The sequence below is a fragment of the Bacillus cereus group sp. MYBKT14-1 genome (assembly GCF_051915185.1).
GTDB classification, from domain to species: domain Bacteria; phylum Bacillota; class Bacilli; order Bacillales; family Bacillaceae_G; genus Bacillus_A; species Bacillus_A cereus.
Window position 1 is genome coordinate 173547 of sequence record NZ_JBQAEF010000006.1, and the last position, 18946, is coordinate 192492.

An 18946-nucleotide genomic window follows, 5' to 3' on the forward strand; every position below is an offset into this window, starting at 1 on the left:
AAATAATAACATTACGAATAAAAGAAGACTGTTCCAAAATGGAACAGTCTTTCCCTCTTACTCTACACCTTCCGCAGTTGCAATATTATCTTCTAAATTTTCTCTTGATAATTCAGCCGCCATAAAATCAGCTGTTTCTGGAAGTGCTAAATGCATATGAGCTTTTTGACAAATTTGGATCGTACAGTTTTCTATAACATAGTCGAAAACATGTCCGCCCCCGCTTCTTTCATCATCAATGTAATGTAAGTGGAATCCAGCTACCCCAATACCTTGCGCATAATCTGGTGTCCAAAATCCAGCAAGCGTACCTTCTGTATTTTCAAATGAAAAGATTGGTTGTGATTTCGTCACTTCAACGAGTGGTGTATACGGTTTTTCTTGTCTTGGAACAGTTCTCGTCCTTACTTCACGGAACGTACCGTCCATTCGAATACCGTAAAACAAGTTTTTACTTGGCATTAATTCATGTAATAACGCTTCAACTTCTTCACGATTCATCGGACGCTCTACCGTATAACTCATTTCTTTTTCAAAAAACGTTACAGTCGCAAATGGCGTTGTTTCTTCTGGCTCTACTTTTTCCGCTGAACCGTCTGAACGTAAATGATAAAATTCATTATCAAATGCAATCATTTCACCATCTAATTGATCAAATGTGCCGATGCCGAAATCACCATGTTTTTTCAAATCTTCAAAGCTAATTACACCATCATATATACCATCTAATAGCGCAAGCATTGTAGATGTTTGATATACTTCATTACTCGTTTTCGTTTTTTTCGCATCAATATCAATTAATTGCGCAACAGTCATCTCAAATCTGCCTCCATTAGTTTAATTGGTTTGGTAATAATTTTTCGCTTAATTTAATGTTGTCACGATAGTCAATTGGAATATCAATAATGACAGGACCATCTGCTGCTAGCGCGGATTTTAACACACCTTCTAATTCATCAGGCGTGTTAACACGAAGACCTAACGCCCCGAAACTTTCCGCATATTTCACAAGATCAACATCGCCAAACTCTGTAGCGGATGTTCTGCCGTATTTCATCATTTGTTGGAATGCAACCATATCATATGTGCCGTCTCTCCAAACAAGATGGACGATTGGAGAATTTAAACGTACCGCCGTTTCTAACTCCATCGCAGAGAATAAGAAACCACCGTCACCTGATACGGAGACTACTTTTTTACCTGGTTCTACTAAAGTAGCTGCGATTGCCCAAGGAAGTGCAACACCTAGCGTTTGCATACCGTTACTAAATAATAATCTACGTGGTTCATAAGAACGGAAACATCTCGCCATCCAAATAGAATGGGAACCGATGTCACATGTAACGGTTGTATCGTCACTAATTAAAGAACGAAGTGTACGAATCACTTGAAGTGGATGCGTAACACCTTCTGAAGGACGATTTGGAACTTCTGCTTGTTCTGATAATTTTGAGCGTAATCGTTCTAATACCGCTTCTGATTTCGTACTTAATACAAGTTTCGGTAATTTCTCCGCGATGCTATTTACCGTTAAGGCAATATCACCAATTAATTCACGCTCTGGTTGGTAATCATGGTCGATATCTGCTTGATGGTCGTCAAGATGAATAATCGTTCTGTCGCCAAGTTTATTCCAGAACTTTGGATCATACTCGATTGGATCATAACCGATAGAAATAACAAGGTCTGCTTCTTCTAGTAAAATATCACCTGGTTGGTTACGGAATAATCCAACGCGGCCGAAGAAATGATCTTCTAACTCACGTGAAATCGCACCAGCTGCTTGATATGTTTCAACGACAGGAAGTTCTGTATCCGCAATTAATTTACGAACAGCTTTTGTCACTTCATTTGTGCTCGCTCTCATACCGAGTAAAATAACTGGTAATTTCGCAGATTTTATTTTTTCTACTACATATGTAATATCATTTGTGGGAGCGATTCCAAGCTGTGGCTTAGAAAGCGCACCAATAGACTCTACAGTTGTTTCCGCAGTCATAACGTCTTGCGGAAGACTTACTAAAGTAGCTCCCGGATTTGTAGAAGTGGCACTTCGAAATGCATTACTAAGTGCTTCTGGCACATTATCAGGATGCTCTACTTCTACGCTATATTTTGTGATTGGTTCGAATAGTGCAGCATTATCCATAGATTGATGTGTACGTTTTAATCGATCCGTACGCGGTACTGCACCAGCTAAAGCAACAACGGGATCACTCTCCGCATTCGCAGTAACAAGACCTGTCGCTAAATTTGATGTCCCTGGCCCTGAAGTTACAAGACATACGCCTGGTTTCCCTGTTAATCTACCAATAGCAGCTGCCATAAATGCTGCGTTTTGTTCATGACGACAAACGATTAACTCTGGTCCTCTTTCTTGCAATACATCAAATACAGAGTCAATCTTTGCTCCTGGAATACCGAAAACATGTGTAACACCTTGTTTAATTAAACAATCAACAACAAGATCTGCTCCTTTTGTTTTTGTCTTCACGTCGTTTGCTTTTACACCTGTACTCAAACTAATCATTCCTTTGTTTCATAATTTGTGTAATAAAGATTTTTAATTTCACCTAGTTAATTAACGTGGTGAAGTATCATTTATCATTATATTACAAATGCATTATTTTTCCAACAATATGAATTCGACATTATTTTGACAAGATTTAAAGAATGCGCTTACAACCTTTTGTTTATCTTAAAATAACATTTTTATATCTCTTCTAAAAATGTACTAAAATACTTCCACCTATTCACATTATTAACAAATTTATAGTACCTTGCTATTAGTATACCCCTTTCAAAATAACCAATAAGAAATGGCTATTTTGAAAGGGAGTTTTAATGTCTGAGGATGCACTTCATCCGTTTCCTATAAAAAAAGGCCTCCTTAAAGGAGGCCCAAGCAAAAACAACAAACGCAAAATAACAACAAATAATGGACGATAAAATCACTATATTGACAAAGTATAGGATTTTTATCAATTGGAGTAACTCAACCCTAAATTACTCTTTTAACAATGCAATACTAATAACTGATTACAGCAATTTTTTACCGTGTCTTAAAATAATTGACTGTCTTTCAAATAATTATATTTATATTGATTGTTATTAATTAGTATATACTTGAATACGACTATACATCCTAATAAAAGGCAATATATTAAGCTGTTAGTCCTCGCGAGTTTATTTTGCCTTTAATGTAACTATACTATATTATTCCATTTATATCACCGAACATTCCTCTCGTATTCACGCATTTTTCTTGCGTGAATACCGCAATTTAATAAAGAGCTACATTAAAAATTTATAGTTGGAATAAACCATAGTTCTTTCGCCTTTTGTACTGCTTCCATTCTTGATGAAACTTGTAACTTATGAAATATGTCGGTCAATTTATATTCTACCGATCTTTGACTTAAGTTTAATATTTCGGCAAGCTCTCTATTTGTTTTTCCTTTACCAACTTCAACTAGAATCATCTTCTCTTCATCATTTAAAGAAATTATATTTTTCATTTCGCCTTCTACATTTATATTAGATGCATTTTCTACTATCCTTAACTGTCTTACAAGTTGATGAGAAAGAACTACTTCTTTTTTCACTGCATGGCGGATTGCGTTTACCACTTCTTTCTCAGAAGAAGTTTTACTTAATACACCAAGTACTCCGTTATCTATTAATAAATTATAATGTGCAAGCACATCAAATCCTGTAAAAATAAGAATAGCTGCTTCTGGTTGCACACTAAGTATATATTTAGAAAGCTCTAAACCATTTATTTTTGGCATTTGTAAATCTATTAAATATACATCATACTGTTTATTATGCATAACTTCTCTTATTTCTTCACTATCATGGAAAACATCAGCCTCTATATCATCATATCTTTCAATTAATGCTTTAGTCCCTAGGCCAACTGCAACGTGATCATCTACAACAAGAACAGAAATCATTTTTTCATCCCTTCCACATCTAAAGATTGAATCAATTAATCAATTTTCATACTAACTTTAATCTTTAATCCATTATTCACCTTTGAATCTATTGACATTTCTCCACCTAAACTATGAATTCTAGCTACAATCCCGGATAAACCTAAACTACTATAAGAATGATTTAACTCGTCTAAATCTATCCCCATTCCTATCCCATCATCATCATAAGTTAAATTCAAATATCCATTTTGCTCATATAATCGAATTGTAACTTTAGAAGCTTTTGAATGCTTTAGTGCATTATTTAATAACTCCTGAATAATTCTATAAATTGCTTGTTCATATTCTACATTAGGTAGAATAATATTATCTTGAATTTCATAATAGAAGAAAAATGTAGCTTTAAGATTTACTTGTTTAAATAAATCTAATAATGCTTTTTTCAAACCTAATTCATATAGAAATGGAGGACGTAAGTTATTACATGTTTCACGAATGACATAAATATGATCTAAGACATCTTCATATACTTCGTTAATTATTTTTTTCATATCGACATCTGGAATATCTTTATGATATTCCTCTAATTTCCTAGACAAGCGTATTTGGTCTTGTAATACACCATCATGAATATCACTCGCCAAATTTGTCCGCTCTTTTTCAGACAAATTAAATAGTAACTTTGAAAGCCAAATTGGAGGCTGTTTCGGTTCATTTATCGTTTGCAACTGATTCACTAATTCTTCCACTTGATATGAGCATTCTAATAATAAATCAGCATAACTACACAATGTCTCTAACCATCCAATTTCTTGAATGTTCAAACCTCTCCTATTATTAGACTTACATAACAATATAATCATTGTTTTTGCTGAAATGGACAAAACAAACACAAAATGATCTTCTAATTGTATAATGGAACCAACAGTATATGTCTCTAACTGATATCCATTCAATTGCTTTAGCACATCTTCAGAAACATATCCATCCCCAATAATTTGGAGCGAATTATCCCCTTTACTCACTTCAATACAGCATATTTCTTCTCTTCTTAATACATCATTGATTTCTCTCTTTATGCTAACAATTAAGTTTGAAAACTTATATTCATTTTTTGCCTGATGTAAAAATCTATGTAAACTAAACTGATAATTTTTCTGAGAATGATATAATTTTTTCCTTAATTTAAAATCCAAATAATCCTTTATAAAGCAAGAAAGCATTAACGAAACAAACAAGATACCAGCAAATCGAATAACATCTAATATGTTATCGCTAGTATTGTGGAAAATTAAAATCCCTAGTATAACGATGAAACCCGTTAGACATATCGACAGTAAAGCATAATATTGAACTCTATGAATAACAAAATTATAATCAAATATTTTCCCTTCAATAATCATATAAAAAATGCAAATTGGAACCAATAAAAAAAAGATCGCTGTCGTCTCGACACTTATTATTTCTTTGTAATTTATCAAATTAGGAATTAAAAATAAGAATATAAATGGCATGGCTGATATGATTGTGCTCATAATAATAACTCTTATAAACTTAAAATAATAACTTTTTCTACTTTTAAAATAAAATCTAAACAATACATATACTGTTAATAAAAACAAAACAGAACTTAACAATATAATATAACTCGTCGATAAATCATTATATTTTAAATAAATAAAAATGGTTAAACAAACTAAAATAAACGCTATTATATTTATGTAGATTAATTTTGTTTTTGTTATAAACCTTATCTTCAAGTTTTTCGTAAACATGTCCATAAATTTTATAAAAAAGACAACTGAGTACGTTAAAGAAATAGCAACTACAATATACGCTATTGAATCTTTTCGTAACCCCGCCATAATACTAATGTAACTCATTCCTAAACAATGCAGAAAATAGATTAAATCTTTCATTCCTGCATTCAAGTATGGAGCACGTATTAAAATATATGTAGCCACAAAAAAACACGTTAGATAAAACACAGTTGGTAAAAAAAGATGATAAACCAATTGCTTATCGTACGGATTATACTCTACTTTATATTCTTCTATTGTTCCCCCTTTCTTGATTGTAATTTTCTTTACCCTTTCAATAGCACCATATAATGAAATATTAGAGTTATCATCAGGGAGAATCCCATCTATTTTTTCAATAATATCCTCGACTGCTAGATCTTGTTCTGCTGCCCAGCTATTTTTCACAATATTATTAATCACCAAATGATTTTCTTGATGCTCTATCTCAATCCCTACCCTAGGATATAACATAATTTCGATTGCAAAATAACTAAATAAACTAAGCGATAGTAACGTTACAATCAATTGATATTCATACTTAAATACTCGAATCACTTTTGTACAAAACTCCTTTTTAACTACAGCAATAACTCCATTTTCTACATTTTGTCATCATAAATTAAAGCATACACATTTCATTTAACGGTTATAAGCACAAAAAATATAGTTATCCTCTGATATAGAATAACTTTCACATTATCATTCATTCAATAAATCTCTACTTTGTTAGTTGTAATACTAATATTATTTATCCTAATTTCAGATTCATTTATAAGTAAAATTCCTACTAGCTGAGAATTTTGATAAAAAATCACTTTCCATTATCACATGTACCAACTTTTTTAATGATATTTCATATTTAAAGTGATATAACTCGATACAACGCCTCACAGTTCACCTTCCTCCTTGTCCTAATATGTAATTTTAAAGAAAAACCTTAGTTAATACTAATGAAAGTTTATTCATATTTCATCAAAAATTGATTACGCTTTACCGAACATGAATTATTCGGATATATAATATAAAACGTACAGTTCCCCTTATTCCAAATATAAGCCTTTTTCTACAACAAAAAAGACGCCCCCATAGGAGCGTCTTCCACTATTACGCTTGTTGTTGCGCGCTATATAATTCTTCAAGTGGCTTCATGATAATTTTGTTAACGTCACCAATTACAACGTTTAGGCGTTGCTCAGTTTCCATTAATTTTGTAATTTTAGCATCTTGTTGAATGCGAGCTACAACTTCTTGTGCTTGTTGGTTGTCTTCTTCAGTGATTTCTTGGCCTTGCATCATTTTCTGTTGTAGGCTAAGTTGCATTGTACGGAACTCATCGAATAAGTTCTTTGAAGCTGTGTCAGCTTGAACTGCTGCGTAGCTCTCTTTTAAAGTTTTAAAGTCATCGTTTTCAGCGATTGCTTTTTGTAATTCATATGCAACATCATGAATGTTCTTTGTCATTTTATTTTTCCTCCTTTAGAAGGCTAGCGCTTTTCATACGCACTGCCTTTTCAGTGCATTTACATACGCACCTCTTCTTACCATATCAAACTATGCAAGAGATGTGAAGAAATTTCACTTTTATTTCTATGTACTCACCTTATTATCTAAGAAACAATAGTAACAATCCTTGTACGAGCCCGATCATTCCGCCTAATAACGCTCCTAAATACGTAATCATTTTCAATTCGTTTTTCGTAATAGACAGAACTAAGTCTTCTAATCTTTCTGTTGAGAATGTAGACACTTCTTGCTGGACAATTTCCGCAAGGTGTAGATTATTTAGTATACTCTCTACATTTTCTGTTCCCCACTTTAAGCCTTTCGTTACTGCACTTGGAACCACTTTTTCAATAATTGTTTCTCGAACCGGCTCACATACTTGCTGAACAGATTGATTTAAAAACTTACTCACTGTTTCCTCTACTTTAACTGCTGACAGCACGGAGCTTACAATCATTTCTTTCTCTACAAATGCTTCTAATTCTTTTACATCTCTTCCTTTTAACTTTTCCCACTCTTTTTGCAGTACGTCAGTTAAAAGCTGCTTTGTACCATCTTGACCTAAAAACTTAATAACTTCTGGCTGCACACGATCCACTACACTTACATTTCCTAAAAACATTCCGACTAAGTTAAGTAGCGTTCCACGAGAAGCAAAGAAATCATCAATCATTTTTGAAAGGCGTGCTTTCCCTTCTTCACTTTCAAAAAAGCTAATTCCTCGCTCTAAAATAAACGCCGAGACATTCGGAATCGCATTCTCTATCTTTTCATGTACAGAATGAGGTAAAGCCTGTTCCCATGTATATGTATAATACTCTGCTAAAAATGCATAAATTTTTTCTGTAATCACATGTTCGATTTTTCGAGTCGCTTCTTCTTCTACATGCGCTACATTCCATTTTTCTAACATATGTCGCAGTGATTGTTCATTAGTCATTACTTTATCCACTTCCACTTGTGCCCAGTGGATTAAACCTTTTTGAAACTCTTCATTTGTTAACTTTTTTCCGATTCCTTCTGGTGTTAACAAATGTTCTACAACCATTTTTCCTAATTGAACAGCAAGTTCATCACGACGCTTCGGAATTAACCCTGGTGTAAATGGAACTTGAAACTTTCCGATATAAATAGGACGATGAGGACGAAATAACATTTTTATCGCTAAATGATTCGTGTATCCCCCAATAATTGCTCCGAGTCCTGTCGTCGTTAACATATTTAACCATGTATTCATTACAATCAACCTTTCACTTCTCCAAAACTATAGCATATCATCATACGGACAAAAGTATAATGGTATAAAAACGTATTTGCAATATATAGCTTCGCCTATTATGCAAATAGTAGTAAAGGAGTGATTTCGTTGGTTCTCGGCCTTTTAACTTCTAAACTTCATTATGAGCAAACGTATTACACCGAAATCGCTAAACGCGCTCGGCTATATCATAATGTCGTTGCCCAGTTTACGCCATTTTGTATTGATTCTAAAACAGACCTTGTTTCTGGTCTTATTTACGATACAGATACAGGAAAATGGAAAGAGCAAACATTCCCTATTCCTTCTTATATATATGATCGTTATTCTTTTCACGAGGAAACAGACTTTGAAAAAGCAAAATCAATTATTCACTCTTTGCATAACCGTCCTTCCATTACCTTTTTAAATAACACACTTATTAACTTAAGTGAACTACATGATTTATTTCTCACTAATAAAAAACTGTCTCCTTATATACCCAAATTTGAAGTGGCAACGATACAAAACATTTTCAAACTTTTGTTAAAATCTAAAGATATTATTATACGCCCCACTAATATACATTCTAAAGATAACTTATATCGAGTCGCTTACAAAAATAAAACGTTTCATATTGATACAGTACATGAAAAATACCATACTTCTATTACAATCAAACGGACAGACGAATTTATATCTTGGTGTAAATCTAACATACGTTCATCCCGTTACATAGCGCACACTATGCTACAACCACCAAATCAATTAACATATCCACTCCACATTCGAACCATTTTGCAAAAAAACAAAGAACAAACTTGGACTATTATCGGTCAATTTATACAAAAAAGCTCATTTCCTAATCAACTTTTACCCTCAGCAACGGACGATGATTCATTGCATTCATTTTCAAAAATTAAATACGTACTATCTAGTACAGGTGTGCAACTATTGCAAGACGCTTTACATGACATTATAAATGAAGTATTCCAAACACTAGATCAGTCTTATTCTTCGTTATTTGAACTAGAACTTTCCACAATTATGGATCAAAAAGGTGCAATCTGGCTTATGTATGTCAACACGATTCCTCCTTACGAACAATACATTCGTCATAGTGATTCATTAGCTGAAAAGATATTTCACGGACCACTTAAATTCAGTCGCTTTACACCATAATGAAAGGAGGTAAACCTATTTTGAAAGAGCATATATATACATTAAATATTTCAGATGACCATCCAAATAGCATTACTTTACCTTACGTTTTTTCTATTACACCGCCTATTACATCTCTCTCCTTCGGCATACGTCATATTGCAAGTGAAGAGGTGAAAATTCATTATTCCTTTACTCGCGAAATTATTATCGGAAAGCATATTGCCGAAAAACTTTTACTGCCTCAATCAACTACTATTCATGCATTTACACAAAACCAAACAATTATTTTCGGACCATTAATCGGCATTTTTACAACTGGCTTTAATGATGATTCTTCTAACCCTTTAGGAAATCGTTCAATTGCTCTGAGTGAGTTGTTAACACCACCATTTTCATTACGACCGTTCGTATTCGTCTTTGGCGTTCAACATATACACTGGGAAGAAGAAACGATTGAAGGATATTTCTTTCAAGAGAAACAATGGATAAAGAAAAAAGTCCCTTTACCAAATGTCATTTACGATCGCTTACCGAATCGGCAAGCGGAAAATTATAAACCAATTGTCAGGGCAAAAAGAAAATTAGAACAAGACTACTGCATTCCATGGTTTAACCCAGGTTTTTTCAATAAATGGGAAGTTCATCAACTTCTTACGAGAGACGAATCAATTAAACCCTTATTACCAAATACAGAAGCATTTCAGCATTTTGAACAAGTAGAACGGTTTCTTGGCACGTATAAATCAGTGTACATGAAACCAATACACGGGAGCTTTGGTAGAAATATTCATCAAATATTTTATTCTCAAACAGAGAATTGCTACTACTGTCGTTATCGCGAAAATGAAGAAAATAAACTGAGAAAGTATCAATCATTAGAAACTCTTCTAAACCATGTATTAAAAGGACATGATTTAAAAAAGTTTATCGTACAGCAAGGTATTTCGTTACTTCGCTTCGATGGGCAACCTGTTGATTTCCGCATTCATACAAATAAAAACCATTTCGGTAATTGGATAGTTAGTGCAATCGTCGCCAAAATCGCCGGCAAAGGCAGTTTAACAACGCACGTAAATAGTGGCGGTGATACAAAATTATTACAAGAGCTTTTTCCAGATTCAACGAAACAAGTTCAAATTGAAAATAAATTAAAACATACTGCCTTACAAATAAGTTACGCGCTCGATGAACAAGTAACTGGAAATATTGGAGAAATCGGTTTTGATATCGGTTTAGACACAAAGGAAAATCCGTGGCTCTTTGAAGCCAACTCTAAACCTGGGCGAACTGTATTCCAAGATAAAAAATTAAAAGAGCAAAGTGAACTGACGCGCCAGTTATTTTACGAATATGCCGTCTACTTAACTGAACATTCTTTACGTGATACAAAAGAAAAAATGTCTCAAATAAAACCAGGGGCTTCATCAAACACCGAACATATCCCTTCTCCTATGATTCACTCACAAATACAAAAACAAAAACTTCCACCTAGATAATAAGGTGGAAGTTTTCTATTTACACAAGTTTTACTACAACCTCAGTTTCCACGTTACATACTCTGCAATAAAAAATATGATTGCAATATTCATTTGAATTATTATGCGTTAAACCATCTACTGCACTTAATAATTCTTGATCCATATAGGCACTATAATCGTCTATGTAATCTACAGACTTCCCATAATCTTGGAGTATACTTTGGCAATTTTGACAAGAATATGTTTGTGATTCTAATGCGTTGCAAAGCGGGCAAATTCCCATCATGATTCCTCCATACGTTATCGTTTATAAGCCTCTCTTTTTTAGAGTGAAGAGAGCAACCTATCCAGACATAGGAGCGCCCACTCCATCCCTACTTAAAAATAGAACTATGAAGTTGCTACCGATTTCATTTTTATTTCAATAAATCATAAATAAGAAGCTAATAATTAGCCTACAAGTAGCAGGCTACAATGAAAAAATTATATTTAATATCACCCTTAGTTTGGCCTGTTTTCTTAAAAATACAACGATTACTCTTATTTCATAATTTACGAAATCAATACGTTTTTTTGACAAAATTTACAAATTATTATTTTGTATATCTTTCTAGGTAACATCCATACTATGAGTACAAACTTAATTACCGATGGATTAGCGCCAACCGGGGCGATAATCTGGTTCAACTCCAGCTAGTCCAACCAAAAAAACTTTTATAACTCTAAGGAGGATATATTCCTATGGCAAACCAAAATTCTTCAAATCAATTAGTAGTACCAGGTGCAACAGCTGCAATCGATCAAATGAAGTACGAAATCGCTCAAGAATTTGGTGTACAATTAGGAGCAGATTCTACGGCTCGCGCTAACGGTTCAGTTGGTGGAGAAATCACAAAACGTCTAGTTGCAATGGCTGAGCAAAGCCTTGGCGGATTCCACAAATAAATATATATGGCAAAAAGGTCTCAAGGCATATGCCTTGAGACCTTCCTTAATTTATTGCAACATTTGTAAAAACTTCTTCGTGCGTTCTTCTTTTGGATTTGTAAATACTTCTTCTGGTGTACCTTGTTCGACAACGACACCACCATCCATGAAAATAACACGGTTCGCAATTTGATGTGCAAAACGCATTTCGTGCGTTACAATAACCATCGTCATGCCCTCTTTAGCAAGTTCTTTCATTACTTTCAGAACTTCTTGAACGAGTTCAGGATCAAGCGCTGACGTCGGCTCATCAAATAGTAACACTTCCGGCTCCATCGCAAGTGCGCGCGCAATTCCAACGCGCTGTTGTTGTCCGCCTGATAATTGGAACGGATATAAATCCACTTTATCTGCTAAACCAACTTTTTCAAGGAAATAGTTTGCTTTTTTCTTCGCTTCTTCTTTCCCCATCTTTTTCACTGTAACGAGCCCTTCCATTACATTTTGAAGTGCTGTTAAATGCGGGAATAAATTATGGTGCTGGAATACCATACCTGTTTGCGTACGAAGATTAACAATATCTTTCTTCGTTACTTTTTGAGAGAAGTTAAGCTCTTTATTACCGATACGAATATTACCAGCGTTTGGCGTTTCTAATACATTGAGACAACGTAAGAATGTCGTTTTACCAGATCCAGACGGCCCAATAATAACAACAACCTCGCCCTTCTCAACTGTTAAATCTATATGCTTTAGTACGGTATTATCTCCGAAACTTTTTTGTAAGTGCTGAATTGAAATCATAAAAACAAAAACTCCTTTTGTAAAAGGATTATTTTAATGTATAGCGTTCTGAACGCTTTTCTAACATCTGTTGTACGATTGATAATAAGAAACAAATAACCCAGTAAATAAGACCTGCTTCAAAATAAACAATTAAAAACTCGTAGTTCATCGCCGCAATTTCCTGCGCTTTTCGGAACATTTCTGTTACTAAAATTAACGATGCTAATGAAGTATCCTTCACTAAGCTAATAAATGTATTTGAAAGCGGCGGGATTGATACGCGCGTTGCTTGTGGTAAAATAACACGTTTTAATGCTTGTGGATATGTCATCCCAATTGTATAAGCTGCTTCCCACTGCCCTTTCGGAATGGAAAGGATAGAAGCACGAATAATTTCAGATGCATATGCACCGACATTTAATGAAAATCCAACAACTGCTGCTGTATATGGCTCAACTTCAATATTAAGAGTTGGAAGACCATAGAAAATAATAAATAACTGTACAAGAAGTGGTGTTCCGCGAATGATAGATACATAGATACGAGCAATCCATTGTAAAATACGACTACCTGAAATACGTGCGAGCGCTGTTAACGTCGCAAGTATAAGACCGATAATAAATGTAATAAGCGTTAATGGAATTGTTGTAAAAACAGCTTCCTTCAGCATAGGCATGAAGGAAGTCTGCATAATATCTATCCAAGTAGACAATCGATCTGAAACTAATGCACTACTTAGATACATTTTCACCGAACCATTTTTTCGTTATTTTGTCATACGTACCGTCTTTTTTCATATCTTCTAACGCTTTATCTACTTCTTGTACAAGCTTATCGCTACCTTTACGGAATAAGAATCCACTTTGTGAAGCTTCTTTTTCTGTATCTACAATTTTAATTTTTGCATCTTTTTTCGTTTCTAAATAATTTAATACTGATAACTTATCATTAATTGTAAAATCAACGCGTCCTGAAGCTAATAATTCTGCCGCTTGGCTAAATCCTTCTACACCTTCGATTTCTGCACCGTTTTTCTTAGCAATATCTGCATAGTTACTCGTTAAAGATTGTGCTCCTTTTAACCCTTTTACATCAGCAAATGTAGCAGGCTTATCTTTATCTTTTGCGATAACTAATGCCGCTGAAGATGAAATGTATGGTTTAGAGAAATCGTATTTCTTTTGACGATCTTCACGAATACCAACTTCGTTTGCAACCATATCGAAACGTTTTGCATCTAGGCCAGCAAGTAAGCTATCCCATTGTGTTTCTTTAAATACAGGTTTTACACCTAAACGTTTTGCAACTTCTTCTGCTAATTCAACATCGAATCCAGTTAATTTATTGCTTGAATCGTGGAACGTAAATGGTGGATATGTACCTTCTGTACCAATTACAAGTTCACCGCTTTGTTTAATCTTTTGTAACGCGTCTTGACTAGCTGTATCTTTTTTCTCTTCTTTACCGCAGCCGGCTACAATCCCGATCGCTAATGTAGTTACTGCAAGCACTGAAAATAATTTCTTCATGATAGTAATCCTCCAAGTATTCTGATAGGAATTTAAAAACTATATTGATTGTATGCAATCTTGAACAATTTTTCAATGAAAATGTTCTTATTTAGTTTATCCTTTTTCTTCATAATCAAACAAAAGGGAAAAATAACGCTACATACAAAAAATAAGTAACATTTTTTAATATAGCATTTATGGAGAAAAAGGTAAAACAATACTTCTTATTTAACTGTCGTAATTCGCTAAAGAGTCGACATGTTCATCAATAAAAAAGAACTTGTGAAAATCACAAGTTCTCCTCCATGCATATTAAGCACTCTGATTGCCTTCCATTTGCGTTTTATACATATCGTAATAACGCCCCCGCTTTTTCATGAGTTCATCATGAGAGCCTTTTTCTAAAATGGTTCCTCTATCGAGCACAATAATTTGATCTGCGCTTTTAATCGTTGAAAGGCGGTGAGCGATAATAAATGTCGTTCTTCCTTTTTTTACAACTTCTAGTGCTTGTTGAATCATCGCCTCTGTTTCTGTATCAATACTAGACGTTGCTTCATCTAAAATTAAGATAGCTGGATCAAAAGCAAGCGCCCTAGCAAATGAAATAAGCTGACGTTCTCCAGTGGAAAGCGTACTTCCCTTTTCTGTAATTTCTTCATTTATATTATTCGCAAATCTTTCAGCACCAACATCATGCAATGCTTTTATGATACGCTCTTTTGAAATTTTTTCATTTTCTAAGCTTACATTGGAAGCGACCGTCCCGCTAAAAAGAAACGGGTCTTGCAGTACGATTCCCATATGTTCACGGGTTGCTTGTTTCGGCATCTCTTTTACATCGTGACCATCAATCGTAAGCTTTCCTTTTTCAAACTCATAAAATTGAAAGAGTACATTCATGATAGAACTTTTTCCTGATCCAGTATGACCGACAAGTGCCACTGTCTCGCCTTGTTTCGCTTCAAAAGAAATATTTTTTAACACTTCATCTTTTCCATTATAAGAAAATGATACATTATCAAATTTTACATTTCCTTTTAAACGAGGCATACGTTCTTCTTCTACCGGTTCCCCTTTTTCCTCTAACAATTCAAAGACACGTTCTGATGCAACGCGCGCTTGCTCTAAGTTTGCAAGCTGGTTCACCATATTCGTAATTGGCGAGAATAATCGTGTTAAATAATCGACGAACGCATACAGTACCCCAAGTGAAATAATACCTGTAGCACTTAATGACGCACCGCCGAAATACCAAATTACTCCTGTGAAAGCGATATTTCTTAATACGGCTACTAAGTTATGCGAAGTTGCTGCATTTAAATTTAAAATTTTATTTTGATACTTAAAATAATCGCCATTTAATTCTTCAAATTCTTTTTTCGTTTCACGCTCTTGACGGAACGCTTGAATAATTGGCATCCCTTGAATGGATTCATTCACTGTTCCGTTAATATCAGATAAGCGAGAGCGCATTTTATGATTGTATACAGACGCATATTTTCTATAAAGAATCGCCCAAACAATTAAAATTGGGATAATTAATAAACATAATGAAGCGAGCTTCACATCTAATAAAAATAACGCAGCGAATATCCCAATAATATAGATGATACTAGAAACGAATGTTGCCAGCACCGTTACATATAAATCACGAATGGCCTCTGTATCATTCGTCACACGCGAAACAATTTTCCCCGCCGGTAAATGATCAAAGTACCGAATTGGCAACGTTTGAATATGAGAAAAAACATCTTCCCTCATAATTTGAATAATTTTGTTCGCTGCCTTCTGCAAGAAGAACTGCTTTCCGTATGCAAATAATGACACGACTACTAATAAAGCGAAATAGCCACCACCAAGTAATAATAGACGGTTTATTTCTGGTTTATAAAATGCAAACACTTCTTCTTTCGTTAATGCTTTCGCTTTATACACTTGCACCGCCTTACCATTTTGAACGGTAATCATATCCCCTTTTACAGTCCGTGACCCTTCCGCATTTACTTTATTCGGTACAAAATAATATTGAAAACCGACTTGCATTACGCGTACTTCTTTTCCTTTTTTCTCGCCTTGTTCAAAGCGATCACTTCGCTTATAAAAAGCCCCATTATACGAAACAGCATCTTCACTCTGTTCTGTTTCATACCAAGGTTTCTCTATCCCGACGATATGATCGTCAATCATCGTTTTAGCGACGAAAGGACCAGCAAGCTCTGCGATGACGAAAATAAATAACATTAACATCGCAGCAAAAATCGTCCCCTTCACTTTCATCGCGTATTGAAACAACCGTTTTGAAACGCTCATATTTTCACCCCACTATCCGCACTTTCACTTTCACCTTGTTGTCTTTCAAACTGCTCAGCATACCAGCCTCCCTTTTGGATAAGCTGATCATGCGTACCTTCTTCTATAACTGCGCCTTCATCCATAACGAGAATCCAATCCGCATGTTGCACTGCAGATAAACGATGCGTCGTAATAATCGTCGTCTTTCCGCTTCTTTCCGTTCTTATATTTTCAATGATCGCTGCTTCCGTACGAGCATCTACAGCTGATAAAGAATCATCCAAAATTAAAATTTCTGGATTTTGAATAACAGCTCGTGCAATCGAGATCCTTTGTTTTTGCCCTCCTGATAAAGAAACACCTTTCTCTCCAACGAGCGTTTCTAACCCTTCTGGTAAAAACTCTAAATCCTTTTTAAACGCAGCAATTTCAATTGCTTTCTCTAGTTCTTCTTCAGTCGCTTCCCTATTTCCGAATAAAATATTTTCTCGCGCTGTTTTTGAGAACAAAATATGCTCCTGCGGTACATAACCAATCCAGCCGAGTACATTTTCATTCGTCATTTTATCTAAAGTCACATCAGAAACTGCAATATCTCCATCTCCAAGCGGATATTGGCGAAGAAGCTGACGTACAAGCGTCGTTTTCCCGCTTCCTGTTTTTCCGACAACCCCTAGCGTTTCTCCTTGCTTTAATGTGAAAGAAACCTTTTTTAAATTTTCTTCAGTTGATGAAGGATATGAGAAAGACACATCATCAAACTGAATATAATCCGGCTCTTGCACAAGCTTTGGATGTTTCGGATTCTTTACATCTGGCTCATACGCTAACGTTTCATTCACACGGTCAAGCGAAGCATTTCCTCTTTGCATAACATTAATTAATTCCCCAATTGCAAACATCGGCCAAATCATCATCCCTAAATACACGTTAAAAGAAACGAGTTCACCAAGCGTCACCTTTGACTGGAACACAAGGTATGCACCGTACACTAAGCCGATTAAATAACTAAGACCGACAAGCATTTTCACAGTTGGTTGGAATAATGCATCAATCTTTGCTACCTTCATATTTTTTTCGTAGACGTCATCTCCTAAATGATGAAATCTTTCCTCGTCTGCATTCTCTTGTACGTATGCACGAATAACGCGCACACCAGCGATTGATTCAAGCACTTTATCGTTCATATCACCAAACGCATCTTGTGCAACTGTAAATCTTTCATGCAATTTCTTTCCATATATATTCATCGCATACGCCATAATTGGAAGCGGAATAAGCGCTGCAAATGTAAGCTCCCAACTAATTGTAAACCCCATCATAAAGACAATCGTAAGCATATATAAACTAGAATCCACAAGCGTTAATATACCAAAACCAGCTGTCATAGCGATTGCTTTCAAATCATTTGTCGCTCTCGCCATTAAATCACCAGTACGATTTTTTTGATAAAAAGTCGGCGTCATCTTAAGTAAATGCCCCATAAATTTAGAGCGCATCGTTTTCTCAAGTACGAATGCACCGCCAAACAATTGATGTTGCCATACGAAAGTAAGGCCATATCCAACGATCGTAACCCCTATTAAAATAAGAATAGACTGTATAATAGCTTCGTTCGATAACGTTCCTGTTTTTATGTTATCTATCGTAACCCCTAACACTTTCGGGGGAATCACTTCAACTATATTCACAATTAAAAGAGCTCCAATGGCAATACTATATCTCTTCCAGTGCTCCCTAAAAAACCATTTTAGCTTTAGTAATACTGATAACAATGTAACCTCTCCCTTCTCGTTCTCGTTTACCTCTCATTTCTTTATCCACTATCCAGACCTATCACATTTACATTTCGTAACCCATACAATCTCATCACATTTTTCCACCTTCCAAAGTTTTTTATCGGAACTAAACAAGGGAAAATAAACAAAAAAAAGCATACCGCCGCTTGACGATATGCACAGGAATGCATAAAAAGCGTACGTTACGATATACGCAACGTACGCTTCTTATAAGACAAAGATGCCCTATATATCCGTACGGGTTGCGTAATGATATGAATGTTTTCTGCCATTTAACAGAGCTAAGCCCATTACATTTACGATTACAATCATTACGCACACCCCTTTCATTTATTTTCCATTTATAATCTTACAACTTTATTGAGTATTCTGTCAATTATTTTTTCACACTTTAAATAAAAATATATGATACACCATTTTGAAATAAGGGAATGTTCTGTAAGAAAGGGCATACAAAATAAAAAAAGAATAAGAAATCGTTTTCACAAACATTTCATTTGAAAAAT

General features: G+C 34.8%; 15 protein-coding genes. 3 read left to right on the plus strand and 12 right to left on the minus strand.

Features of this window, described 5'->3' with window-relative positions; genetic code table 11:
• Positions 1 to 57: 57 nt before the first annotated feature.
• The 6 genes from alsD to ACTFO4_RS17140 all read right to left on the minus strand — a co-directional run bounded on the left by alsD (position 58) and on the right by ACTFO4_RS17140 (position 8480).
• Positions 58 to 816, minus strand: coding sequence for an alpha-acetolactate decarboxylase (gene alsD / locus ACTFO4_RS17115; RefSeq protein WP_017674415.1), 759 nt, complete (start codon positions 814 to 816; stop codon positions 58 to 60).
• A gap of 16 nt (positions 817 to 832) precedes the next feature.
• A complete protein-coding gene (gene alsS / locus ACTFO4_RS17120; protein ID WP_000103535.1) occupies positions 833 to 2521 on the minus strand; it encodes an acetolactate synthase AlsS in 1689 nt (562 codons plus the stop codon).
• Between the two features lie 778 nt (positions 2522 to 3299).
• Complete coding sequence (locus ACTFO4_RS17125; RefSeq protein ID WP_000626498.1) at positions 3300 to 3956, minus strand: response regulator transcription factor; 657 nt, start codon at positions 3954 to 3956, stop codon at positions 3300 to 3302.
• Positions 3957 to 3991: 35 nt separating this feature from the next.
• Complete coding sequence (locus ACTFO4_RS17130; protein WP_061456834.1) at positions 3992 to 6295, minus strand: ATP-binding protein; 2304 nt, start codon at positions 6293 to 6295, stop codon at positions 3992 to 3994.
• Positions 6296 to 6844: 549 nt separating this feature from the next.
• A complete protein-coding gene (locus tag ACTFO4_RS17135) occupies positions 6845 to 7201 on the minus strand; it encodes a YlbF/YmcA family competence regulator (RefSeq protein ID WP_000164610.1) in 357 nt (118 codons plus the stop codon).
• 142 nt (positions 7202 to 7343) lie between these two features.
• A complete protein-coding gene (locus tag ACTFO4_RS17140) occupies positions 7344 to 8480 on the minus strand; it encodes a DUF445 domain-containing protein (protein ID WP_031312418.1) in 1137 nt (378 codons plus the stop codon).
• 129 nt (positions 8481 to 8609) lie between these two features.
• Here ACTFO4_RS17140 and ACTFO4_RS17145 point away from each other — a divergent pair, with 129 nt between their 5' ends.
• Positions 8610 to 9662 carry a YheC/YheD family endospore coat-associated protein gene (locus ACTFO4_RS17145; RefSeq protein ID WP_000242819.1) on the plus strand — a complete coding sequence of 351 codons (1053 nt, stop codon included), beginning with the start codon at positions 8610 to 8612 and terminating at the stop codon, positions 9660 to 9662.
• Positions 9663 to 9682: 20 nt separating this feature from the next.
• Entirely contained in the window at positions 9683 to 11140 is a 1458-nt protein-coding gene (locus tag ACTFO4_RS17150) for a YheC/YheD family endospore coat-associated protein (RefSeq protein ID WP_061456833.1), read from the plus strand.
• 19 nt (positions 11141 to 11159) lie between these two features.
• Here the strand turns inward: ACTFO4_RS17150 and ACTFO4_RS17155 are convergent, their stop codons facing one another.
• On the minus strand, positions 11160 to 11405 hold the full coding sequence (locus ACTFO4_RS17155; protein WP_000510476.1) for a hypothetical protein: 246 nt from the start codon (positions 11403 to 11405) through the stop codon (positions 11160 to 11162).
• Between the two features lie 458 nt (positions 11406 to 11863).
• On the opposite strand from ACTFO4_RS17155, the gene sasP reads away from it, so the two are divergent.
• Positions 11864 to 12067 carry a small acid-soluble spore protein, SasP family gene (gene sasP / locus ACTFO4_RS17160; RefSeq protein WP_000013338.1) on the plus strand — a complete coding sequence of 68 codons (204 nt, stop codon included), beginning with the start codon at positions 11864 to 11866 and terminating at the stop codon, positions 12065 to 12067.
• A 51-nt stretch (positions 12068 to 12118) separates the two neighbouring features.
• On the opposite strand, the gene ACTFO4_RS17165 is transcribed toward sasP, so the two are convergent.
• From ACTFO4_RS17165 to ACTFO4_RS17185, 5 genes are all read right to left on the minus strand, one after another.
• Entirely contained in the window at positions 12119 to 12853 is a 735-nt protein-coding gene (locus tag ACTFO4_RS17165; protein WP_000623610.1) for an amino acid ABC transporter ATP-binding protein, read from the minus strand.
• Between the two features lie 28 nt (positions 12854 to 12881).
• Positions 12882 to 13580 carry an amino acid ABC transporter permease gene (locus tag ACTFO4_RS17170; protein ID WP_000281501.1) on the minus strand — a complete coding sequence of 233 codons (699 nt, stop codon included), beginning with the start codon at positions 13578 to 13580 and terminating at the stop codon, positions 12882 to 12884.
• Entirely contained in the window at positions 13567 to 14364 is a 798-nt protein-coding gene (locus ACTFO4_RS17175) for an amino acid ABC transporter substrate-binding protein (protein ID WP_000732840.1), read from the minus strand. The genes ACTFO4_RS17170 and ACTFO4_RS17175 overlap by 14 nt, the downstream gene beginning before the upstream one ends.
• A 294-nt stretch (positions 14365 to 14658) precedes the next feature.
• The gene (locus tag ACTFO4_RS17180; protein WP_000116641.1) at positions 14659 to 16659 is read right to left on the minus strand and encodes an ABC transporter ATP-binding protein; all 2001 of its coding nucleotides are present in this window, start codon (positions 16657 to 16659) and stop codon (positions 14659 to 14661) included.
• Positions 16656 to 18416 (minus strand): ABC transporter ATP-binding protein, encoded by a 1761-nt coding sequence (locus ACTFO4_RS17185; protein WP_000953783.1) that lies wholly within the window; start codon positions 18414 to 18416, stop codon positions 16656 to 16658. The genes ACTFO4_RS17180 and ACTFO4_RS17185 overlap by 4 nt, the downstream gene beginning before the upstream one ends.
• Between the last annotated feature and the right edge of the window lie 530 nt (positions 18417 to 18946).